The sequence below is a fragment of the Citrobacter sp. Ce129 genome (genome assembly GCF_030334545.1).
Taxonomy (GTDB): Bacteria; Pseudomonadota; Gammaproteobacteria; order Enterobacterales; family Enterobacteriaceae; genus Citrobacter; species Citrobacter europaeus.
Genome location: NZ_JAOWDS010000071.1, coordinates 1 through 21,474 on the forward strand (window position 1 = coordinate 1; position 21,474 = coordinate 21,474).

Annotated in this window: 26 protein-coding genes and 1 pseudogene; 18 read left to right on the top strand and 9 right to left on the bottom strand. The window is 49.6% G+C overall.

What is annotated here, in order from left to right; genetic code table 11:
- A partial coding sequence (locus tag OGV77_RS18475) for a DUF6453 family protein (protein WP_286502940.1) occupies nucleotides 1–240 on the top strand: 240 nt, incomplete at its 5' end.
- Nucleotides 241–249: 9 nt separating this feature from the next.
- The gene (locus tag OGV77_RS18480) at nucleotides 250–1,485 is read left to right on the top strand and encodes a tail fiber domain-containing protein (protein WP_286502949.1); all 1,236 of its coding nucleotides are present in this window, start codon (nucleotides 250–252) and stop codon (nucleotides 1,483–1,485) included.
- 181 nt (nucleotides 1,486–1,666) lie between these two features.
- Here the strand turns inward: OGV77_RS18480 and OGV77_RS18485 are convergent, their stop codons facing one another.
- From OGV77_RS18485 to OGV77_RS18495, 3 genes and pseudogenes are all read right to left on the bottom strand, one after another.
- Nucleotides 1,667–1,909 carry a hypothetical protein gene (locus OGV77_RS18485; protein ID WP_286502950.1) on the bottom strand — a complete coding sequence of 81 codons (243 nt, stop codon included), beginning with the start codon at nucleotides 1,907–1,909 and terminating at the stop codon, nucleotides 1,667–1,669.
- The gene (locus tag OGV77_RS18490; RefSeq protein ID WP_286502951.1) at nucleotides 1,906–2,148 is read right to left on the bottom strand and encodes a DinI family protein; all 243 of its coding nucleotides are present in this window, start codon (nucleotides 2,146–2,148) and stop codon (nucleotides 1,906–1,908) included. Before OGV77_RS18490 ends, OGV77_RS18485 begins: the two co-directional genes overlap by 4 nt.
- 95 nt (nucleotides 2,149–2,243) lie before the next feature.
- A pseudogene (locus tag OGV77_RS18495) lies at nucleotides 2,244–2,321 on the bottom strand (DinI family protein); the annotation flags it as partial.
- 146 nt (nucleotides 2,322–2,467) lie between these two features.
- Here OGV77_RS18495 and OGV77_RS18500 point away from each other — a divergent pair.
- The 3 genes from OGV77_RS18500 to OGV77_RS18510 all read left to right on the top strand — a co-directional run bounded on the left by OGV77_RS18500 (nucleotide 2,468) and on the right by OGV77_RS18510 (nucleotide 5,324).
- Nucleotides 2,468–2,845 (top strand): HumD family translesion DNA polymerase, encoded by a 378-nt coding sequence (locus OGV77_RS18500; RefSeq protein ID WP_502873706.1) that lies wholly within the window; start codon nucleotides 2,468–2,470, stop codon nucleotides 2,843–2,845.
- A gap of 373 nt (nucleotides 2,846–3,218) precedes the next feature.
- A complete protein-coding gene (locus OGV77_RS18505; RefSeq protein WP_286502952.1) occupies nucleotides 3,219–4,715 on the top strand; it encodes a FliC/FljB family flagellin in 1,497 nt (498 codons plus the stop codon).
- A gap of 84 nt (nucleotides 4,716–4,799) precedes the next feature.
- Nucleotides 4,800–5,324, top strand: coding sequence for a phase 1 flagellin transcriptional repressor (locus OGV77_RS18510; protein ID WP_286502957.1), 525 nt, complete (start codon nucleotides 4,800–4,802; stop codon nucleotides 5,322–5,324).
- Nucleotides 5,325–5,696: 372 nt separating this feature from the next.
- Here the strand turns inward: OGV77_RS18510 and OGV77_RS18515 are convergent, their stop codons facing one another.
- Nucleotides 5,697–6,041 carry a hypothetical protein gene (locus tag OGV77_RS18515; RefSeq protein WP_072033346.1) on the bottom strand — a complete coding sequence of 115 codons (345 nt, stop codon included), beginning with the start codon at nucleotides 6,039–6,041 and terminating at the stop codon, nucleotides 5,697–5,699.
- A gap of 202 nt (nucleotides 6,042–6,243) precedes the next feature.
- Here OGV77_RS18515 and OGV77_RS18520 point away from each other — a divergent pair, with 202 nt between their 5' ends.
- The 6 genes from OGV77_RS18520 (at nucleotide 6,244) to OGV77_RS18545 (ending at nucleotide 10,252) form a co-directional block, all read left to right on the top strand.
- On the top strand, nucleotides 6,244–6,933 hold the full coding sequence (locus tag OGV77_RS18520) for a DUF1571 domain-containing protein (RefSeq protein WP_087051728.1): 690 nt from the start codon (nucleotides 6,244–6,246) through the stop codon (nucleotides 6,931–6,933).
- Nucleotides 6,934–6,946: 13 nt separating this feature from the next.
- Nucleotides 6,947–7,417 (top strand): SRPBCC family protein, encoded by a 471-nt coding sequence (locus tag OGV77_RS18525; protein WP_087051727.1) that lies wholly within the window; start codon nucleotides 6,947–6,949, stop codon nucleotides 7,415–7,417.
- Between the two features lie 206 nt (nucleotides 7,418–7,623).
- Entirely contained in the window at nucleotides 7,624–8,766 is a 1,143-nt protein-coding gene (locus tag OGV77_RS18530; RefSeq protein ID WP_043016764.1) for a transglutaminase-like domain-containing protein, read from the top strand.
- Nucleotides 8,744–9,100: a mercuric transporter MerT family protein gene (locus OGV77_RS18535; RefSeq protein ID WP_043016763.1), complete on the top strand. Its 357-nt coding sequence runs from the start codon at nucleotides 8,744–8,746 to the stop codon at nucleotides 9,098–9,100. The genes OGV77_RS18530 and OGV77_RS18535 overlap by 23 nt, the downstream gene beginning before the upstream one ends.
- A complete protein-coding gene (locus OGV77_RS18540) occupies nucleotides 9,097–9,378 on the top strand; it encodes a heavy-metal-associated domain-containing protein (protein ID WP_043016762.1) in 282 nt (93 codons plus the stop codon). Before OGV77_RS18535 ends, OGV77_RS18540 begins: the two co-directional genes overlap by 4 nt.
- A gap of 208 nt (nucleotides 9,379–9,586) precedes the next feature.
- Nucleotides 9,587–10,252: a YecA/YgfB family protein gene (locus OGV77_RS18545; protein WP_003034581.1), complete on the top strand. Its 666-nt coding sequence runs from the start codon at nucleotides 9,587–9,589 to the stop codon at nucleotides 10,250–10,252.
- Nucleotides 10,253–10,279: 27 nt separating this feature from the next.
- Here the strand turns inward: OGV77_RS18545 and tyrP are convergent, their stop codons facing one another.
- A complete protein-coding gene (tyrP, locus tag OGV77_RS18550) occupies nucleotides 10,280–11,491 on the bottom strand; it encodes a tyrosine transporter TyrP (RefSeq protein WP_043016761.1) in 1,212 nt (403 codons plus the stop codon).
- Nucleotides 11,492–11,716: 225 nt separating this feature from the next.
- Between tyrP and OGV77_RS18555 the strand changes: the two genes are divergently transcribed.
- The gene (locus tag OGV77_RS18555; protein WP_043016760.1) at nucleotides 11,717–11,956 is read left to right on the top strand and encodes a YecH family metal-binding protein; all 240 of its coding nucleotides are present in this window, start codon (nucleotides 11,717–11,719) and stop codon (nucleotides 11,954–11,956) included.
- Between the two features lie 45 nt (nucleotides 11,957–12,001).
- Here the strand turns inward: OGV77_RS18555 and ftnA are convergent, their stop codons facing one another.
- Both ftnA and yecR read right to left on the bottom strand, forming a co-directional pair.
- Nucleotides 12,002–12,499: a non-heme ferritin gene (ftnA, locus tag OGV77_RS18560; RefSeq protein WP_043016759.1), complete on the bottom strand. Its 498-nt coding sequence runs from the start codon at nucleotides 12,497–12,499 to the stop codon at nucleotides 12,002–12,004.
- Between the two features lie 192 nt (nucleotides 12,500–12,691).
- On the bottom strand, nucleotides 12,692–13,027 hold the full coding sequence (gene yecR, locus OGV77_RS18565) for a YecR family lipoprotein (RefSeq protein WP_043016758.1): 336 nt from the start codon (nucleotides 13,025–13,027) through the stop codon (nucleotides 12,692–12,694).
- Nucleotides 13,028–13,295: 268 nt separating this feature from the next.
- Here yecR and OGV77_RS18570 point away from each other — a divergent pair, with 268 nt between their 5' ends.
- Entirely contained in the window at nucleotides 13,296–13,934 is a 639-nt protein-coding gene (locus tag OGV77_RS18570; protein WP_043016757.1) for an RpiB/LacA/LacB family sugar-phosphate isomerase, read from the top strand.
- 33 nt (nucleotides 13,935–13,967) lie between these two features.
- Here OGV77_RS18570 and OGV77_RS18575 read toward each other — a convergent pair whose 3' ends face one another.
- Nucleotides 13,968–15,389, bottom strand: coding sequence for an MFS transporter (locus OGV77_RS18575; RefSeq protein ID WP_043016756.1), 1,422 nt, complete (start codon nucleotides 15,387–15,389; stop codon nucleotides 13,968–13,970).
- A 129-nt stretch (nucleotides 15,390–15,518) separates the two neighbouring features.
- Here OGV77_RS18575 and OGV77_RS18580 point away from each other — a divergent pair, with 129 nt between their 5' ends.
- The gene (locus OGV77_RS18580; RefSeq protein WP_003034595.1) at nucleotides 15,519–15,770 is read left to right on the top strand and encodes a DUF2766 family protein; all 252 of its coding nucleotides are present in this window, start codon (nucleotides 15,519–15,521) and stop codon (nucleotides 15,768–15,770) included.
- 138 nt (nucleotides 15,771–15,908) lie between these two features.
- On the opposite strand, the gene OGV77_RS18585 is transcribed toward OGV77_RS18580, so the two are convergent.
- Entirely contained in the window at nucleotides 15,909–16,412 is a 504-nt protein-coding gene (locus OGV77_RS18585) for a non-heme ferritin-like protein (RefSeq protein WP_043016755.1), read from the bottom strand.
- 555 nt (nucleotides 16,413–16,967) lie between these two features.
- On the opposite strand from OGV77_RS18585, the gene OGV77_RS18590 reads away from it, so the two are divergent.
- The 4 genes from OGV77_RS18590 to araH all read left to right on the top strand — a co-directional run bounded on the left by OGV77_RS18590 (nucleotide 16,968) and on the right by araH (nucleotide 21,461).
- Nucleotides 16,968–17,525: a DJ-1/PfpI family protein gene (locus OGV77_RS18590; RefSeq protein WP_080625002.1), complete on the top strand. Its 558-nt coding sequence runs from the start codon at nucleotides 16,968–16,970 to the stop codon at nucleotides 17,523–17,525.
- Between the two features lie 315 nt (nucleotides 17,526–17,840).
- Entirely contained in the window at nucleotides 17,841–18,830 is a 990-nt protein-coding gene (locus tag OGV77_RS18595) for an arabinose ABC transporter substrate-binding protein (RefSeq protein ID WP_043016753.1), read from the top strand.
- Between the two features lie 115 nt (nucleotides 18,831–18,945).
- Entirely contained in the window at nucleotides 18,946–20,460 is a 1,515-nt protein-coding gene (gene araG, locus OGV77_RS18600) for an arabinose ABC transporter ATP-binding protein AraG (protein ID WP_087051726.1), read from the top strand.
- A 14-nt stretch (nucleotides 20,461–20,474) separates the two neighbouring features.
- Nucleotides 20,475–21,461 carry an L-arabinose ABC transporter permease AraH gene (araH, locus tag OGV77_RS18605; protein WP_003034609.1) on the top strand — a complete coding sequence of 329 codons (987 nt, stop codon included), beginning with the start codon at nucleotides 20,475–20,477 and terminating at the stop codon, nucleotides 21,459–21,461.
- Nucleotides 21,462–21,474: the final 13 nt, after the last annotated feature.

Consider the following 21,474-nt stretch of genomic DNA (forward strand, 5'->3'; position numbering starts at 1 on the left):
CAGATCACCGATGCTTTCCAGAATATTGGCGGCGGGTTCTGCCAGATAGTTTATACCGGCGTGCAGGTCCGTATGGATGGTGGTTACGGAAATATACGGACGAAGGGGGTCGTGATGTCCGGTGGTAATGTCAGGTCAGCCTACAACAAAGTCTTTGCTAACCACAACTCCGGTTCATGGGATATGAGCCGGAACAGAAATATCAACATGCCCATTCTCATTATTCCGAACATGTACTGAGGAAACCCCATGTCAGCAGGAACCTTAACCCTTAACAATAACTCAGCCTCGGTTGCCGGAACTGACACCACTTTCACCACTGAGTTAGCTGCAGGTGATTTTATTGTGGTTGTCGTGGGTGGTGTGCCTTTCACACTTCCCGTACTGGAAGTTAACAGCAATACACGGCTGACGCTGGTCAGTAATTACACCGGGCCGCGAGCGACAGGAGCCGCCTGGTCTGCCGTTCCCCGCGTGGCGCTGAATATGGTCACTGCCGCAATGGTCGTTCAGAATACCCAGGCGCTTCTCGGTCTGAACTACGACAAACAGAACTGGCAGCAGGTATTCAGTGGTACCGGGACAATAACTGTAAAGTTACCCGACCAATCAACGTTTACAGGCCCATCCTGGAAATACCTTGCTGATAATATGGCCACAAAAGTTGACGGCGTGGTGCCAAAAGCACAGGGCGGGACGGGGCTGTCCAGTCCCTTTGGGGCAGGGTCAGGTTCTTTCTGTGAGGGGAATGATGTCCGCCTAAACACCATTGGCGGCAAATCCGGAGGCCAGATAACCAGCCCGTTTGGAAAGGTCAACGCATTGCCGGGAAGCTTTGACTCCCTCTATGCCGGAAACCGCAACTACGGTCTCTACCAGGAACAGATGAATGTACAAGGTGCAGGCTATCTGTATCCTCACTCCAGCTTCAAACTGTACTGGCCTGGCAACTATGGCGGAGTGTTTACATGGTCCGCGTGGGCTAACAGCAATAATCCGGAGTATGTGCTCTCCTGGACTTATGAAGCGGGAACCACGCCACATATGTGGCGGTTTAATGGCACTAATGGTAACGCCACCGCTACCGGAAACTGGGTTAACGGCGGCTCGACAGTCAAAATTAAAGAGAAAGTCGAAGACATCCAGAATCCGCGCGAAACGATGCGGATAATCCGCGCATGTACCTGGCGACTGAAAACAAAAAATGCTGACGGGCGTTTCGGTATCGGTGTTCTGGCTGAAGGGCTGTATGAGGCGTACCCGGAGGCGAAAGTCACTGCCGGCGATATTGAACTTCGGGACGGGACTGTTGTTAAGGATGCCTTATCTGTACAGGCTGGCGATTCCGGCGTACTGGCCGCTGTTCACCACGCAACCATTATTTCTCTGATGGATGAAAACGAAGCGCAGCAGAAAGAAATCAATCAACTGAAAGCAGACATGGAGGCGCTGAAGAAAATGGTTGAACAACTCGCCGCCAGATAATTCTGCTCCGGACCATCAGCGTGCAATGTCATAAAGCGAAATAACATGGGGGAGCTGCCACAACCATACCGTATGCATGAGCATGGCTGCGGCCGACTGGCGGACGTCCGATAGTGCGAGTATTGAATGATTGCCAGCCGTGAAGGATTTTATCAGTCTAAAACCAACTGACAATAAACAGTTATACAACGTTACGTACAATTTTCGTTGCTGCTGTTATGGCATGAGCCGGTTCTTTATAAAATGCAGATGAAGCCAGTTCCCACCTTCCTTCGCGGTGAATCAATAACAGATATTCTTTAATAGTATCGGCGTCACGCACTACGGCGAATGTGAGCATATCTGAAGATGGCGAGGGCAACTGGTTATCCGGAGGAAAGTAAATCCGGGCACCAGAAATGATAATGTTATCCATGCTCATCATTCGTTCACCAGCCACATATCAGCCTCTTCAAACATTTCCTGAACAGTACGGCTTATCTGTTCCTTCTCATGCTTGCTGGCGTCTGTATTGATTGCCGGCAGTGTCATCATCGGTTTAACCCGAACATCAGCATCTGGGAAAATCCGGTGAACCCTCCTGGTCAACTCGCCCAGAATGATATCTTTTGCCCCGGGCAGACCATCAAAATTCCTTTTGTCATAAACGAGTTCCACGAACATTGCTCATTGCCTCTTTACTGGATGGATGTACAGTATTTATACTGTGTTTTTTTCCTGTATTCAAGAGGGGCTAAATGATGCCACGACGTAGCGATATTGAAATGGCCTGGCATGCTTCGATACAGCAAGAACCGAATGGCCGGAAGACCGTCACCACACAAAGGTTTGTTCAGGAACTGAGCAAGGTTAACTGGAACTGGACGATGAAACAGGCCAACGAATGGGTCGAGTGGTATGTGACAACATTCCGCGATGTATCAACGCAGGAAGGGGAGAACCGTACCTTCCAGCTTTTCAATCCAAACGGAGGACTATAGCCATGGGCTTCCCTTCACCTGCCAGTGATTACGTTGAAACAAGGATCTCCCTCGATCAGCAGCTAATCAGCCAGCCCGCAGCGACTTATTTCATGCGGGCATCGCGTTCACATTTCAGGGAAGGGATAATCCAGGGGGCGCTACTTGTTGTGGACGCGTCACTTACTGCCTGTGATGGCTCCCTGCTGATATGTGTTATAGACGGGGAATTCCAGATCAAGCGATATCGAACTCACCCTCAACCCCATCTGATAAATCTGGAGAACGGGAGAAGGGAAGCGCACCCTATTGATGATGGCTTCACGTTATTTGGAGTGATCACCTATATCATTAATGATGCTAGGAACGCCGAGTATGATGACTTCCCTGTTATGAGGTGACAAAAAAGCCCGCACGGGCGGGCAATGATATGCTTATTTTGTATTCAATTTTTTTATAGACGAGTTGAGTATCGGCATTAACAATGGCTAATTTAGTGTTGAGTAAAAATTATTAGCGAAGAAATTAATTTTAAGTGATTACGGAGAGTGACAGTTTCTATGTCTGAAGTGTTTTACTTTTTCAAGAGCAATGCCTTCGCAAAAGCAGCAAAGAAAAGAAGTAGTCCATCTGATTTAAGGATTGGTTTTTTTTAAATCCATTTAAAAACAGATGGTTATTGAGATTAAAAAAAATAGTAAAGTTTAATTGATTGATGACGATAACTTGAATGACACAGGCAAGCCTGGCGTAATAACCCAAAAGGAATATTTTATGGCACAAGTTATCAATACAAACAGCCTGTCGCTGTTGACCCAGAACAACCTGAACAAATCTCAGTCTTCTCTGAGCTCCGCTATCGAGCGTTTGTCTTCCGGTCTGCGTATCAACAGCGCGAAAGACGATGCTGCAGGTCAGGCGATTGCTAACCGTTTCACCTCTAACATCAAAGGTCTGACTCAGGCGTCCCGTAACGCCAACGATGGTATCTCCATCGCGCAGACCACTGAAGGTTCTCTGTCTGAAATCAACAACAACCTGCAGCGTGTTCGTGAGCTGGCGGTTCAGTCTTCTACTGGTACCAACTCCCAGTCTGACCTCGACTCTATCCAGGCTGAAATCACTCAGCGTCTGAACGAAATCGACCGCGTATCCGGTCAGACCCAGTTCAACGGCGTGAAAGTGCTGGCGAAAGACAACACCCTGACCATCCAGGTCGGTGCCAACGATGGCGAAACCATCGATATCAACCTGAAAGAAATCAACTCCAAAACGCTGGGTCTGGATAGCCTGAGCGTGCAGAATGCTTATACTCCTAAAACAACTGATGTCGGCACTCCTGCAGTTACTAAAGATGTTGCTATTGTAGCACCTAACCAGGCAGCAATTAATACCGCAGCAACAGGTACTACCGGGAAAATTGATAGCTTCGAATTAAAAGATGGCAAGTATTACGCCAATATTACGGGTACCGGTGTTACTGCTACTGATACTGAAGGCGATGGTCTGTATGAAGTTGATATCGATGATACTGCCGGTACAGTAACCATCAAAACTAAAGACAAAGATATCACCACTGCTGACACCACTGCTGTAACAGCTAAACAAGTAGAAGTTACGCCTGCAGTGAAACCGTCTACTGAAAAAGCTGCTGAAGCATTAGTGGCCGCAGGTGTTGCTGGCGCAACGAAAGACAATACCACTCTGGTCAAAATGTCTTTCGAAGACAAAAATGGCAAAGCGATCGACGGTGGTTATGCTCTCAAAGTTGGTGACAAATACTACGCTGCTGATTATAAAGACGGCAAAATCACTGCTAAAACTGTTGCATATACCGACGATAAAGGTGTTAGCAAAGAAGCTGCTGTTCAGTTTGGTGGTGTAAACGGCAAAACTGAAGTGGCAACTGTTGGCGACAAACAGTATCTGGCGTCCAGCGTTAAAGGTCACGACTTCAAATCTGGTGCAGCGCTGAACGAAGTGGCTACCACCAAAACCGAAAGCCCGCTGGCTAAAATCGACGCGGCGCTGGCGAAAGTTGCTGACCTGCGTTCTGACCTGGGTGCGGTACAGAACCGTTTCAACTCTACCATCACCAACCTGGGTAACACCGTAAACAACCTGTCTGAAGCACGTAGCCGTATCGAAGATGCTGACTACGCGACCGAAGTGTCCAACATGTCTCGTGCAAACATTCTGCAACAGGCGGGTACTTCTGTTCTGGCGCAGGCAAACCAGACCACGCAGAACGTTCTGTCTCTGCTGCGTTAATTTACATTTATCGCGCAAACCCCGCTACGGCGGGGTTTTTTTCGTTTAGAATAATGCTTTCAGGATTGAATGGATGTTCTGGTAATGAATGATATTTCTTATGGGCGAGTGGCTGAAAAGTGGCCACGTGACTATTCAATGCTCGCTCGTCGGATACAGTTTCTGCGTTTTCATGATTGTCCGGTTAAGATGGTTAGCTGCAATGGGCAGTCGATCATTGGTTACATCTCAAAATTCAATCAGAATGAGAACTTAATTCTGGCGTCAGATGTTCCCAAAGGAAGCAACAGAATCGAAGTAAAACTCGAGTCTCTTGCCTCTCTTGAAGAGCTAAACGATAACTCTGATATTTGTATGGCGTTAGTGATGAATGGGGTATTCAATACCCAGCCATATGAGCCAACAAAGCAGGATTTCTTTTCAATATGCAATAAGTGTTTCAAGCAAGGGGTAGGCATCAGGGTTAATATGCTCGATGGCAGAATTATTGTAGGGGATACCACAGGGGTTAATGCTTGTCATGTTGGAATTAAAGTACCTGAAGGCAACCATATGCAAATCATGTTTGATTGGGTTAGCAGGATTACTTCATCAGATTATGTTGAATAGGGCGCAGGTAGTCACGCACAATGGATCTTCACGACTGTAAAAACTTCACCATTGGGGCTAGGTAACTAACGGTAACCTTTTGAATATTCTGATAAGAAAAAAATAAAATAATGGTGAAATAATCCTTTAACTTTTTGATTTATTTCGATAACACGCATGATTTAAAATCCCTCGGCGTTCGCGCTGTGTGGGTTCAAGTCCCACTCCGGGTACCATGGGAAAGAACAGAATAATCAAAGCAATAAGCAGTGTCGTGAAACCACCTACGGGTGGTTTTTTTGTGCCTGTTTTTTACGAACCACCGTTACCTTGCGTCAAGTCACCCGCCAGATACGTAAATTGTCCTCTACACACTCACTATTGCCAGTCATTCTATCGACGAATCGGTGCGTTAAACATAAAGCTCCCTCGGGCAGGGTTGTTAATAAACCCATCGCGGGCGGGATTATAGTTGTGGTCCTGGAAACTATTCATCAGGATGGGATCGCCAAAGCCATCCTGTATCGCCAAATGTCTGTGGATTCGGTTTCGTGCCCTGAGCGTGAAAGCGAAATCATCCGTCCCGCCAATGATGATGACGCCATTACCGGCTCGGAGTGCCGCGCTTAACTCTTGCTCTCTGACGGCCTGGTTTTGTAACGCGCTGGCTGTGGCAGACGATGACGCCAGCAGCAGTAATATGAGCACGGTGCATGAAAATACCGATGGCAGTTTCATGATTAATACCTGTTAAATGTATGGCTATTAAAGTATAGCTTTATGGTGTCATCTCAACTGAAAAGAAAACCAACTTTAAACCTGCTGCCCATACTGATTCAGTGGGGCCGGGAGAGTAGTGCCGCGCAGTTAAGAACTATAATAAAAACAGTCGACAGGTGATGGCTTCTGTTTACAGATAGTACAGATACAGGGGGCGGTCATGCGCGTCTCATTTTCTCCGCTAGTTGCGTTCACCGCTTTGCTCGTTTTTAGCTGCACAATATGCCCGGCGGAAAAGAGAGGGGCATTTTTGCCGGATGTTGGGACCGCGGATCCAATTGCGTTTGCACAGCAGTCATTTAATAACATGGCCTCTTATCAGGTGATGATGCGATCCTCATCTGCACAGGGTGAGAATAAAATCATTCGCTACAGCTATCAGAAACCCGGCTATGTACGAATGGATTTTACCCAGCCGCATTCAGGCGCGGTGCTTATCTTTAATCCTGTCAGCGGTAAAGTGACGTTATGGCCATTTGGTGTGGGTACGTTGCCCATTTTGCACCTGTCGCCCACCAATTCATTGATCCAGGATGAGCGCGGTCATCGGGTGGATTGCTCTGATATCGGCGTGTTGTTGGGCAATATTCGCTATCTGCAACGTGGGGGAACAACGACGGTTGTCGCTAAGGAGCGCCTTGCGAGGCGGGAGACGACGCTCGTGTCCGTGGTTGGACAGGGAAGACTGGCCGTTGATGGCGTTCACCGTTACGACGTCTGGCTGGATAATTACCACGGATTCCCTGCCAAAGTGATCAGCTATGCCCCAGATGGGCAGCGATTAGAAACCGTTATTCTGGAAGCGATGGTTATCAACATCCATTTTCCCACTCATTTCTTTACGCCTTGAGGGGGCCTTTATTGTGGCTGAGTATCAGTTTTCCACCGTCTGGCGGGTTGAGGCCTCAATCCAGGAGGTATGGGATATTTTTTCCCATCCGGACCAGTGGCCGGAATGGTGGGGAAGTCTGGAACGCATCGTTGAGCTAAAGAAAGGCGATCTACAGGGGATTGGGGCGCGGCATCGTTATACCTGGAAAGGGGCGCTTCCTTATCGCTTAACCTTTGATATCAACGTACTGAATATAGCACCTTACTCGCTGCTTGAAGGACAAGCCAGTGGCGCGGTGGAAGGGCGAGGCGTGTGGTCTTTTTCTGCAAGTGGTGCAGAAACTATCGTCAGATATGACTGGAATGTGCGTACCACGATCCGCTGGATGAATTATCTTGCCCCGCTGGCAGCGCCTGTATTTCGCTGGAATCACAATACGGTCATGCGCGAGGGGGCAAGAGGGTTAGCCCGCAAACTGGCTACGCATGTGTATATATACTGAACTCGTTCCCACTGCTGTACTTTTTTGCCTGTAAATGGCTTAATAGCAACCTTGTAGTATCTCATTTCATTCACAGTTAACAGGTCTGTTATTGATGAATAGCCTCCATCGACTCGCCTTATTATGCCAGCCTCTGTCTGCTGTGATGATCGCATGCGGCTTCCCATTTAGCCGTAGCTCAACTCTTACAACATGGACAGACAGCAATGCAACGTCGACAGTTTCTCAAAAATAGCGTTCTCCTTTCCGCCGCCGGTTTAGTCGGTCCTGCCGTCATTAGTCAGACGGTCCGTGCCGCTGAGCCATCCGTTGCGCCAGTCGCTCGTCGACGTTTTGTCTTATCTCAAACGTATAAACTCAATCCTCCTAAGGGATCGAGCGGCGTAGTGAAACTGTGGATCCCGCTGCCGGTAGATACCGCATTTCAACAAATGACGGCGCTTGCCTTTAGCGGAAACTTTAAGCAAGCATACGTCACCACCAATAATACCTATGGTGCGAAAACGCTGTTTGCCACCTGGCCTGACTCGCAGGGCGAATTGTTGATTAACGTTGATATCGACATTGAAACCGCCGACTGGGAACCTCTGAAGCAGGATGCGCTGAAAACCTGGCAGGCACCCGAGCAGATTATTTATCCGCTGGATGTAAAACCGTATCTGTTGCCAACAGCACATACCCCAGTTGATGGGCTTGTTCTGGAAACTGCGCGTAAAATCACCGGTAATGAGCAGGATCCGCTGAAAAAAGCGCGCCTGATTTACGAATGGGTCAGCAGCCATATGGAGCGCGATAACGACGTCATTGGCTGCGGCACGGGGGATGTGGCGGAGATCTTAAAAAGCGGTAAGCTCAAAGGAAAATGCACCGACATGAGCTCCGTTTTTGTGGCTCTGGCGCGGGCCAGCGGTATTCCGGCGCGCGAACTGTTTGGCATCCGTCTGGGCAAAGCCAATAAACTCGAACGTTACTCGAAAAGCGCTTTTGGCAAAGCAGACGGTGCAGGCGTCGCCGATGTGAGCGGTGGACAACATTGCCGAGCCGAATTCTATCTTGCTGGTTACGGTTGGTTACCGTGCGATCCCGCTGACGTGACCAAAATGCGTCTGGCAGAGAAAAAATCGCATCAGGACGCCGATGTCCAGGCGGTAAACACTTACCTGTTTGGTAACTGGGAAATGAACTGGGTTGGATTCAACTACGGGCGTGATTTCGAGTTGTATCCGGCAACGGAGCAGGGAGCCATGAACAACTTTGGCTATCCTTACGCTGAAGTCGATGGCGACCCGATCAATTTCTATGATCCTAAAGCGTTCTCCTACAGCTATGTCGCCACAGAACAACGCTAAAGGGGCGGGACTCACCCTGTTGACGGCCGCTGCGGCTGCCGTCACCGCGGGCTTGTGCTGTATTGGACCGCTGCTCTACCTGCTGTTTGGTATTTCTGCGGCAAGCTTTGCTGTTTTCACCCGGTTTGAGTTTTTGCGAATGCCTTTGATGCTGCTGTCCCTGGGCTTATTGCTGCGGGTCTTCTGGCGGCTCTATTTTTCCAAACGGTTGTGGTGCTCCGGATGGCTAACGCTGAAGCAGGCGCGCATTCTCTACTGGTGTGCACTGGCGTTGATTTTGCCAGTGTTATTTTACCCAACGCTCGTCGCCTGGTTTTATGAGGTATTTGAATGAAGATCTTCACGTTAGTTGTATGTTTGCTGCTGCCGGTGTGGGCTCAGGCGACCAATCAAAAAGTGGTGCTGGATATACAAAATATGACCTGCTCGCTATGCGTTATTTCAGTCAATCAGGCGCTGCGTGAAACCGACGGCGTGATAAAAGCAAAATCCTCCCTAAAAACCCGGCAGGCAGAAGCGATCGTGCCAGAAGGTTTCCCAACCGATACTTTACTAAATGCTGTAGCGAAAACGGGCTATACCGCAACGCTCAACCGCATTGAGCAACAGTAAACCACCTGCGGGTGGTTTTATTGTGTTTTCCCGGTATGATGCCCGGCGGCTTAGTGTTCTCTTTTGTGCGTTAACTACCGGAATTCCCCTCGTTTCCTGTTAACCTGAACAGGCGGCAACTGATGCCGCATATGCCCATTTGTATCTGTTATCCCTCCAGCCATGTAGGATGATCACAGGCAAGATTTTTTGACTAAGGAAAAGCGTTATGAAAACGGGACCATTAAACGAGAGCGAACTGGAATGGCTGGATGATGTATTGACTAAGTACAATACGGACAAGGCTATTCTGGATGTATCAGAACTGGATGGTTTACTGACGGCGGTGCTGAGTTCTCCGTATGAAATTGAACCGGAGCAGTGGCTGGTCGCTATTTGGGGCGGCGCGCAGTATGTTCCTCGCTGGTCCTCCGAAAAAGAAATGACGCGTTTCATGAACCTGGCGTTTCAACATATGGCGGATACGGCCGACCGTCTGGATGAATATCCTGAGCAGTTTGAGCCGCTGTTTGGTTTACGTGAAATTGACGAACATGAACTGACTATCGTTGAAGAGTGGTGCTTCGGCTATATGCGCGGCGTTGCTTTGTCAGACTGGTCCGCGTTACCAGACACGTTAAAACCTGCGCTTGAGGCTATTGCGCTGCACGGTACGGAAGAGAACTTTGCGGTGGTTGAGAAGCTGACGCCAGAAGCGTTTGAAGAGAGCGTGGATGCCATTCGCCTGGCGGCGCTGGATCTGCATGCTTACTGGATGGCGCATCCCCAGGAAACGCCGGTCAAGGTACCGGTAAAAGTGGATGCCAAAGTAGGGCGTAATGACCCTTGTCCGTGTGGTAGCGGCAAGAAATATAAGCAGTGCTGTTTGCATTAACAGAAAGGGGCGAAAGCCCCTTTTGTTTTAACCCACTTCCGGTAGTAGTCCTGCAGCAATAGAAAACTGTACTGCTATCACCACAATGCCGCACAAAAATACCAGCGCCAGCGCCGGAGCTCCGCCCGCCACACGGTAGGTAGCCTGCGGATTTTGTTTTCTGCTCTGCCAGACCAGCATCGAGGGAATGAGCAGCGCCAGCACAGCCAGGGCAACGCCTGCATACCCCAGCGCCATGACGAAACCACGCGGATAGAACAGTGCAAATGCCAGCGGTGGCAGGAAGGTCACCACGCCAGTTTGTACTCTTCCCGCAGCGGTATTACGGCGTTGGAAGAGGTCGGCCAGGTAGTCAAATAATCCCAGCGCCACGCCGAGGAAAGAGGTCGCCAAAGCGAGGTCGGCAAACAGATGCACCGCCAGCTCGACGTGCGGCGAAGCCACGACTTCACGCAATGCCTGCAATAAACCGTTTAAGCCAGCGTGGTTGGCTAACAGCCCCATGAACGTGGACGAGTTAATACTGCCAAGCGTGGCCAGTTGCCAGAAGATATAAGCGACCAGCGGAATGGCGCTACCGGTGATAAACACCCAACGCAATTTACGGATGTTGCCATTCATATAGCTGACGATACTGGGGACGCTACCGTGAAAACCGAACGAAGTGAAGATAACCGGGATTGCGGACAATGCCAGTCCCTGCTGAAGCGGTAGCGTAAGCAGGTTTACTTTATGGATATGCGGCATCAACAGAGCCAGCATCGCCACCAGGAAGATTATCTTGGCGCTGAATAACAAACGGTTGAACAGATCGACCAGCGAGGTTCCTACGCAAACCACACCACCGGCAACAAAGGTGAACAGCAGCACGCCTGTTGTCGGTGATAGAGTTGTTCCGGTCCAGTCGCTGATGCTGGAAGCCAGCAATTCACCCGCGCCACTGATATACGCCGCCGTCAGCGCGTACATTAAAAACATCATGCTAAAACCCGTTACCCATTGTCCGTAACGACCAAGATAACGTTTTGCCAGCGTACCCAGCCCGGTATCAGCCGGTACGTGTTGATACACTTCAAGCAGCAACAGCGCGGTGTAGCACATCAACGCCCAAAGACTCACTAACAACACCAGCGTGACGCTAAACCCCACGCCTGCCGCAGCCAGCGGCATTGCCAACATACCGGCACCAATCGTGGTTCCCGCCACGATAAAAATACTACCCAGGGTTCTGTTTTTCACGCTTTCCTCTGTCCCAGAGATAATCAACGGTTATATCTGCGGCGCAGGTTAAGGCAAAACGCTATTTTCGTCAAATCACCGTTACAATGTATGTACATTAATCTTTACGATACTTCGCGCCTTAAGATGTATGACAAATGACATTTATCTGCGACTAAACCTGCGTTAGCGCAAAGCAGCGCCGTGCGGTTCACATTAGGCTACGGACTTTATTGAGGAGGTAGTATGGAATCTATTCACGGTCACGAAGTGCTCAACATGATGATTGAATCTGGCGAGCAGTATTCGAATGCCAGCCTTGAGGCGGCGATTACGGCACGGTTTGGCGAGCAGGCGCGTTTTCACACCTGTTCTGCTGCGGATATGACGGCAGCCGAGCTGGTGGCGTTTTTAGCGGCGAAGGGAAAGTTTATTGCACAAGAAGACGGCTTCTCTACGCACGAAAGCAAGATCTGCCGTCACTAATTGTCACGGGTAATGATGGCGGGTTGCCTTCATTACCCAGAGACATTAATTCTGTGTATCAAGCGTAGCCAGTTCTTTATCGATGAAATAAAGACCTTCGCCACTTTTCCCTGCCAGTGATAACTTATCAATAACAGATTTAAATAATTTCTCTTCTTCATGCTGCTCGGCAACATACCATTGCAGGAAATTAAACGTCGGGTAATCCTGGTGAGTCATTGCCGCGTGTGCCAGCTCATTAATTTTCTGGGTGATCAGTTGCTCGTGTTCGTAAGTGACACGGAACAATTCGTCCAGAGACGCATATTCAGCAAAAGGGGAAGAGACGGTATTAATACACGGCAAGCTGCCTGTATCGGTCAGGTAGTCAAACAGACGCTGCATATGCGTCATCTCTTCCTGGGCGTGACGGCGCAAAAACGCAGCGGCACCTTCGAAGCTGTGATAGCTGCACCACGCGCTCATCTGTTGGTAGAGCAGAGAAGAATATAATTCAAGGTTCATCTGCTCATTCAGTTGGTCGATCATTTCTGTTTTCAGCATGGTTCTGCTCCACAAACGTTATTATATATTGACGTGGCGCCACTATAATTTGTTATTTAATTATTTGCAAAAGGTAAAATAATAAATTTATTTATTAAAAATGCGAATGGGAATAAAACGCATTAACGCTATTAATCGGAGAATAAATAACGAGAAGGCAGAAGACCAGCAATAATGTGCTGGTCGAAAATATTAATAATTAAAGGAAGTGGATGGTGATACCGCGACGCCGTGACACTGCCAGGCGAGGGTGATTTTGGTATTTAAGCACAAAGAACCGGCGTACAGGCTACAGGTTGACACCGGCTGACCAAACGCCATTGCGCTGGCATAACCCAGGCGCTGACACTCTTTGGTGGCTGTCCCCTGGGTAACGTAGTCATCGGTACGCGCCGACTGTAACATGGCCTGGTTGTAGGTCAGGCGAACCACGCCGGTGATGGCGCTGGCTTCACTGACCTGCGCCTGTTTAGTTATAGTGCATCCTGTCAGCACGAGCGGCAAAAGGGCAAGGATAAAGGTCTTCATGTGATCGCTCTGAGAGTTCTGAGATAAACTATCATGGCATACGTGTTGACGTATCAATGGCTTGAATAACCTGAAAATCACCTGCGATTAATCGCAACGACGTCAATTTCTTGAGGCCATTCTCAGCTTTCGAAGGAAAAATGTGAGCACTTCATTATTTTATAAAACAAAATTTCATTAAATTTGAAAGTGAGTTTGCAAAATAGTAATGTGGCCTGAATGTTATGACTTTCTGCGGGCCCCCGCAGCGCATTCAGGAGATTACAGAATGAAAATTGCATTGATGATGGAAAACAGCCAGGCAAGCAAAAACGCCATCATTCATAACGAGCTTAAAGCCGTCGCGGATGAGAAAGGTTTTCCAGTGTACAACGTCGGGATGAGCGACGAAAATGACCATCATCTGACCTACATCCATTTAGGGATTATGGCCAGCATCCTGCTCAATTCCAAAGCCGTGGATTTTGTTGTCACGGGTTGCGGTACGGGTCAGGGGGCAATGATGTCGCTGAATATTCATCCGGGCGTGGTGTGTGGTTACTGTCTTGATCCGGCTGACGCGTTCTTATTCTCTCAGATCAACAACGGTAATGCGCTTTCTCTGGCATTCGCCAAAGGTTTTGGTTGGGGCGCTGAGTTAAATGTGCGCTATATGTTTGAAAAAGCGTTCACTGGTCGTAACGGCGAGGGTTATCCGCCTGAGCGTAAAGAGCCACAGGTGCGTAACGCTGGTATTCTGAACCAGGTGAAAGCGGCGGTGGTAAAAGAAAACTATCTGGATACGCTGCGCGCTATCGATCCTGAGCTGGTGAAAACCGCCGTATCGGGTCCGCGCTTCCAGCAGTGTTTCTTTGACAACTGCCAGGACAAAGCGATCGAAGCGTTTGTTCGCGAGATAATTGGCTAACCCCTGTTGGCCCGGCGGTGTTCACCTGTCGGGCTATCTGTTCTTATCAGACACCGCGCTTCCAGCATCACGGGCAAGCCGCAGCGTATCCACCATGCCGACCAGGCAAATAATGGCAATAGCGACAAAGGCTAGCCGGAAACTGATTCCTGGAATATTCCCCAATGTCAGCCACTTACTCACCTCATCGCCGATACGGATCCCGATAGCGGCCAATGAAATGCCTAAGCCTACCGCTAATTGTGTTGCCGTACTGAACAACGTATTGGCGTAGCTCATTTGTGACGCGGGGACATCCGCAAAAGCAAGCGTGCTGACGCCGGTAAACTGAATTGAGCGGAATACGCCGCCCAGATACAACACCAGCAAAATAACCCACACGGGAGTCTGTGGCGTAATTAATGCGCAGGCCAGCAGCGCCAGGACGTTAAGCGCACCATTGATTAATAGCAGTCTCTTAAAGCCGAGCCAGCGTATTAACGGCGTAGTGGCAGGTTTTATCGTCAGATTGCCCACAAAAACCGCCAGTACCAGCGAGCCTGCATGAAAAGCATTCATGCCAAAACCGACCTGGAACATTAACGGCAGCAGAAATGGCACCGCGCTGATAGAAGCGCGAAACAGCGACCCGCCGTACATGGTGACGCGAAAAGTTGGGACGCTCATGGCATCAAGACGAATCATCGGCCAGGTAGCACGACGAAAATGATGCAGGGCAAAAAGGAAGGTCACCGTCCCTAGCGCCAGAAGCCCGGCGGTTAGCCAGCCCTGCGGCTGCCGGGTTCCCAGTAACTCCATGGCATACACCAGACTTACCATCGCAACAGAGGTCGCGATAAAACCCGCTATATCAAACGGACGACGCTCGTCGTCATGAATATCCGGGATAAACCTTAGCGCCAGCGCGATCGCCAGTATTCCCAGCGGTACGTTAATAAAGAATATCCAACGCCAGTTGGCATAGCTGGTAATGAATCCCCCAAGGGGAGGCCCAATGATCGGTGCGACTAATGCGGGCCAGGTCAGGGTGGCAATAGCGGTGATCAACTGATGTTTAGGCGTGGTGCGCAGTACCGCAAGACGGCCAACAGGAACCATTAATGCGCCACCGACGCCCTGCAAGATTCGCATGGCGACAAAACCCTCAAGGCTTTCGGACAAACCGCATAAAACCGACGCGAGGGTGAAAATCGCCAGCGCCAGGGTAAACACCTTTCTTGCACCGAAGCGATCCGCAATCCAGCCGCTGGCGGGGATAAGCACCGCAAGGGTTATCAGGTAGGCGCTGATGCCAATGTTCAGGTCTACCGCCTGCACACCAAAGCTTTTAGCCATATCAGGCAGGGCGGTGGCAATCACCGTGCCGTCAATAAATTCCATAAAGAAAGCCCCGGCAACAAGTAATGCCGCCGGTGAAAGACCGCGTTTGTTCTCGACCGCTAACTGTTCACTCATGTTGTGCTTGCCATCTCAAAAGAAACTGACTGGAACTATTTTTATTTCCAACGCATTCGTTATGCGTGAGCGGCTATCGTTTCGAGCGCTGAATGGGTACTATGACGACCTTTCAATAAGGAGCTCACCATGTCCCAAACACTGAATGCCGATCAGGAACTGCTCTCGGACGTTGTTGCCTGTCAGCTGGTTATCAAGCAAATTCTGGATGTTCTTGATGTTATTGCCCCAGTAGAAGTTCGGGAAAAAATGTCCAGCCAGCTGAAAAGCATCGATTTTTCCAGCCACCCTGCAGGTGCCGATCCGGTCACTATGCGCGCAATACAAAAAGCGGTTGCCTTGATCGAGCTGAAATTCACGCCGCAGAATGAATCCCACTAAAATAAACCGTTGTTTCAGGTTTTAGAAAGGTTTTTTTGCGCCTCGCAGAATGGAGGCGCGTGCATAGGGAAAATCAGAGGTTGGCCGGATAAGGCGCATCACATTACTATCCGGCATTAACGCTTTGAAAACTGAAGATTAGTGATGCTGGTAATTCACGACGTTGAGCAAGTGCTTATCGGTTTGCGCCATGCACAGCCCCGCGCGTTTGGCGCTGCGGACTTCGTCAAGTATCGTCTGTAACAGCACGCCATCCTGCTGCTGCTCTTTTTCCAGGTCGTGAAGAAAATCGATGGTTGGCGCATCGTTTAACGCTTCTGCTTCATTGGTTAAACGTGAGAGCCTACTCGAGCGCTGTTGATATTCATCCAGCGTTTTCTGAAACAATTCTTCAAGGGAAGTCAGTTCATCACCCGGAACATCAATGGCCTTGACGATGGGGTTAGCCCCGGCACTTTTCATAAAATTGAACATCCGCATCATTTGAGTCACGTTACCTTGTGCCTGAGTGCGAAGAAACGTGGCGGTACCCGTCAGGCTATGCTCGTAGCACCATTCGCTCAGATGCAGGTAAAGATTCGATGCGTAGAACTCGAGGTTCATTTGCGTGTTGAGTTTATGAACAATTCCAACTGCAGCCATATCAATATCCTTATTTCCAGAAAGGGGAATGTACGTTACTAACGCCAGTACAGCGGGCTGCCGCTGCACTTCACCTCTACGTACAATTAAAACTGTTAGCAGAATAAATCCGTTCCGCCGGTCCTTTAGTGATCACGAATTATATTCGCTCCCGATCGAGATTCAGCATAACGCTTGCTATGACATAAGAAAATCCTTAAATCCGTGTATTTATGTTTTTTTACATATTGTCATAACAGTACTTGTGCTTCTGCCGTTTTGGCATATAGGTGATATGAATATAACGAATTGATATTTATGCCATTAAACACACTTGCTCAATAATGAAATGGTGTTTTAAATCACAAAATTAATTTCCACAATAAGGTATTGTCTGGCACCTGATGATTATCTGCTCATGTTGTGAAGCAATTTCACGATTGGGCTGAATCAGTACTAATTATCTGATGACTAATTTTTTGCGCCAGATCAGTTTTAATCAAATTAAGAAAATTAACGGCCTGAACTATTCGTCATTAATTGTGTTGTGAATTTGGATAACGCGAGGAGTTACATATGAAGAAGGTTGCGGTGCTGCTGGCACCTGGTTTTGAAGAGGCGGAGGCGATTGTTACCATTGATATTCTGCGTCGTCTGAATATCGAAGTCGAAACGCTGGCCTGTGCAGAGTCACGTGCAGTGGTGAGTTATCATGACGTACCGATGGTGACAGACAGCACGCTGGCCGCGCGCCAGGCATATCTCTACGACGCCATCGTGCTGCCCGGCGGGCCGCAGGGCAGCGTTAATCTTGCTGCCAGTGAGATGGTCATCCAGTTTGTCGCCCGACATGATCAGGCGGGGAAACTCATTTGTCCGGTGTGTTCTGCGGCTGCGCGCGTGCTGGGCGGCAACGGCCTGCTGAAAGGACGTCGCTACGTGTGCTCGGGAGATCTGTGGCAAAACGTCACGGATGGGGAATATATTGATGCGCCGGTAGTTGAAGATGGCAATCTGATTAGCGGCAAAGGGCTGGGGCATATTTTTGATTTTGCATTAACACTTTCGGCACGTCTGCTGGGAGATGACATTCCGGTCCGCGATCACGCTGACCATATTTATTATCGATGGTAATCATTTTCCCGAATGCTTCGGTATTCGGGAACAAGGATTCGTTGGCTGACGTTATGGACTAATCTGCTATTTCTCTTTTTTCCCGTCGACAAAATCGCGTTTTTTTATGTCATTTCCCGCTGAATTTATGTACGCAATTACTGTAATTCTGTGGTGTGATGCCGCTCTCTTATGGAGAATCAATTTCCCGCTAAAAATACTCTCAGCACTGGCATTGATCTTATCAATAAAAGGTAATGCCTTGTTTTACGTCAGAATTACAAAAAATCGTCTGATTTTACCCTACATAAAAGAACGTTAAAGCTGGAGTTAACCATGCACAAATTCACTAAAGCGTTGGCTGCCATCGGTCTGGCTGCCATTATGTCACAATCCGCTATCGCTGAATCCATGAAGCTCGGTTTCCTGGTCAAACAGCCGGAAGAACCGTGGTTCCAGACTGAATGGAAATTTGCCGATAAAGCCGGTAAAGACCTTGGTTTTGAGGTGATTAAAATTGCCGTCCCGGATGGTGAGAAAACCCTCAATGCCATCGACAGCCTGGCTGCAAGTGGAGCAAAAGGGTTTGTGATTTGTACGCCGGACCCCAAACTCGGGCCTGCCATTATGGCTAAGGCGCGAGGCTACGATATGAAAGTCATTGCCGTCGATGACCAGTTTGCCAACGCCAAAGGTAAGCCGATGGATACCGTGCCGCTGGTGATGATGGCTGCAACCAAAATTGGTGAGCGCCAGGGCCAGGAGCTGTATAAGGAGATGCAAAAGCGCGGTTGGGATGTGAAATCCAGCGCCGTCATGGCCATTACCGCCAACGAACTTGATACCGCGCGTCGCCGTACGTCAGGTTCAATGGAAGCGCTTAAAGCCGCAGGCTTCCCGGAAAAACAGATCTACCAGGTTCCAACAAAATCAAATGATATCCCCGGTGCATTCGATGCCGCTAACTCCATGCTGGTTCAACATCCTGAAGTCAAACACTGGCTGATTGTCGGCATGAACGACAACACCGTGCTGGGCGGCGTACGTGCGACTGAAGGGCAGGGCTTCAAAGCGCCAAACGTAATTGGTATCGGTATTAATGGCGTTGATGCCGTGAGTGAACTGTCCAAAGGCGAAGCGACCGGGTTCTACGGCTCACTGCTGCCAAGCCCGGACGTTCACGGCTACAAATCAAGTGAAATGCTTTACAACTGGGTAACGAAAGGTGCAGAGCCACCGGCGTTTACTGAAGTGACGGATGTGGTGCTGATTACCCGCGATAACTTCAAAGAAGAGCTGGCGAAGAAAGGCTTAGGCGGTAAGTAACATAAATGCCGGATGCGACGTCAAAGCGTCTTATCCGGCCTACGAATCGCGTCCTCAGAAGGCCGGATGAGGCAAAGCCGCCATCCGGCTTAAAGATCTGACTCACGGAGACGTTATGCAACAGTCTACCCCGTATCTCTCATTCCGCGGCATTGGCAAAACATTCCCGGGCGTTAAAGCGCTTACGGATATCAGTTTCGACTGTTACGCCGGTCAGGTGCATGCGCTGATGGGCGAAAATGGCGCCGGAAAATCAACACTCTTAAAAATTCTCAGCGGTAACTATGCGCCAACGACGGGATCTTTGACGATCCGCGGACAGGAAGTTTCGTTTGCAGACACCACGGCCGCGCTCAACGCCGGTGTCGCCATTATTTACCAGGAGCTGCATCTCGTCCCGGAAATGACCGTTGCCGAGAATATTTATTTAGGCCAGTTGCCGCACAAAGGTGGGATTGTAAATCGCTCGCTGCTGAACTATGAAGCGGGGCTACAGCTTAAGCATCTGGGCATGGATATCGATCCCGACACGCCATTGAAATATCTCTCCATCGGTCAATGGCAGATGGTGGAGATAGCAAAAGCGCTGGCGCGTAATGCCAAAATTATCGCGTTTGATGAACCGACCAGCTCCCTGTCTGCACGCGAAATTGAGAATCTGTTTCGCGTCATCCGTGAGCTGCGCAACGAAGGACGCATCATCCTGTACGTATCGCACCGTATGGAGGAAATTTTTGCTCTCAGCGATGCCATCACCGTGTTTAAAGATGGGCATTACGTCACAACGTTCACGGATATGCAGCAGGTCGATCACGATGCGTTGGTGCAGGCGATGGTTGGACGCGACCTCGGTGATATTTATGGATGGAAATCCAGACCGTATGGCGCAGAGCGGCTGCGTTTGCATGAGGTCAAAGCTCCCGGTGTGCGTACGCCGATCAGTTTATCGGTACGCAGCGGTGAAATTGTCGGATTGTTTGGCCTGGTAGGCGCCGGGCGTAGCGAATTGATGAAAGGACTGTTTGGCGGCACACGCATCACGGCAGGCCAGGTGTTTATTGATGAGCAGCCTATTGATATTCGTAAACCGAGCCATGCCATTGAAGCGGGAATGATGCTGTGCCCGGAGGACCGCAAAGCGGAAGGGATCATTCCGGTCCATTCGGTGCGTAACAACATCAACATTAGCGCCCGTCGTAAACATGTTCTGGGCGGATGCGTGATCAACAACGGCTGGGAAGAGACCAATGCCGATCACCATATTCGCTCACTCAATATTAAAACGCCGGGTGCGGAACAGCTGATTATGAACCTCTCCGGCGGTAATCAGCAGAAGGCTATTCTTGGCCGCTGGTTATCGGAAGAGATGAAGGTGATTTTGCTGGACGAACCTACACGCGGCATTGATGTAGGCGCCAAGCATGAAATTTATAACGTGATTTATGCCCTCGCGGCGCGCGGCGTGGCCGTGCTGTTTGCTTCCAGTGACCTGCCAGAAGTGCTCGGTGTCGCCGATCGTATCGTGGTGATGAGAGAAGGCGAAATTGCCGGTGAGTTGCTTCATGAACAGGCGGATGAGCGCCAGGCCTTGAGCCTTGCTATGCCTAAAGTCAGCCAGGCTGTAGCCTGAATAAGGAGAGAATGATGTCTTCCGTTTCTACATCGGGTTCTGGCGCAGCAAAATCGGCGCTAAATCTTGGTCGCATTTGGGATCAGTACGGGATGCTGGTGGTGTTCGCCGTGCTGTTCCTGGTTTGTTCCCTCTTTGTGCCAAACTTTGCCACTTTCATCAATATGAAAGGGCTGGGGCTGGCGGTATCGATGTCGGGTATGGTCGCGTGTGGGATGCTGTTTTGCCTGGCATCCGGTGACTTCGACCTGTCCGTTGCGTCCGTGATTGCCTGCGCCGGGGTCACGACTGCCGTGGTCATTAACATGACTGAAAGCCTGTGGATTGGCGTGGCTGCCGGGCTGCTGCTCGGTATTCTCTGTGGTCTGGTCAATGGGTTTGTGATTGCGCGTTTAAAAATTAACGCCCTGATCACCACCCTTGCGACGATGCAGATTGTACGTGGTCTGGCCTATATTATTTCCGACGGTAAGGCGGTGGGGATTGAAGATGAGCGCTTCTTTACCCTCGGCTACGCGAACTGGTTTGGTCTGCCGGCACCTATCTGGATCACGGTTGTCTGTTTTATCGTCTTCGGTTTACTGCTGAATAAAACTACGTTTGGTCGCAACACGCTGGCTATTGGGGGCAATGAAGAGGCGGCACGTCTGGCTGGGGTTCCGGTCGTTCGTACCAAGATTATTATCTTTATTTTGTCTGGGCTGGTATCCGCCATTGCCGGGATCATCCTCGCATCACGTATGACCAGCGGCCAACCAATGACCTCAATCGGCTATGAGCTGATCGTGATTTCCGCCTGCGTGTTAGGGGGCGTTTCGCTCAAAGGCGGCATCGGAAAAATCTCATATGTAGTGGCCGGGGTGTTAATTCTGGGAACGGTTGAGAATGCGATGAACCTGCTGAACATCTCTCCGTTCGCCCAGTATGTCGTACGTGGTCTAATCCTGCTGGCGGCGGTGATCTTCGACCGTTACAAGCAAAAAGCGAAGCGTACCGTTTGATGATTTAAACCCC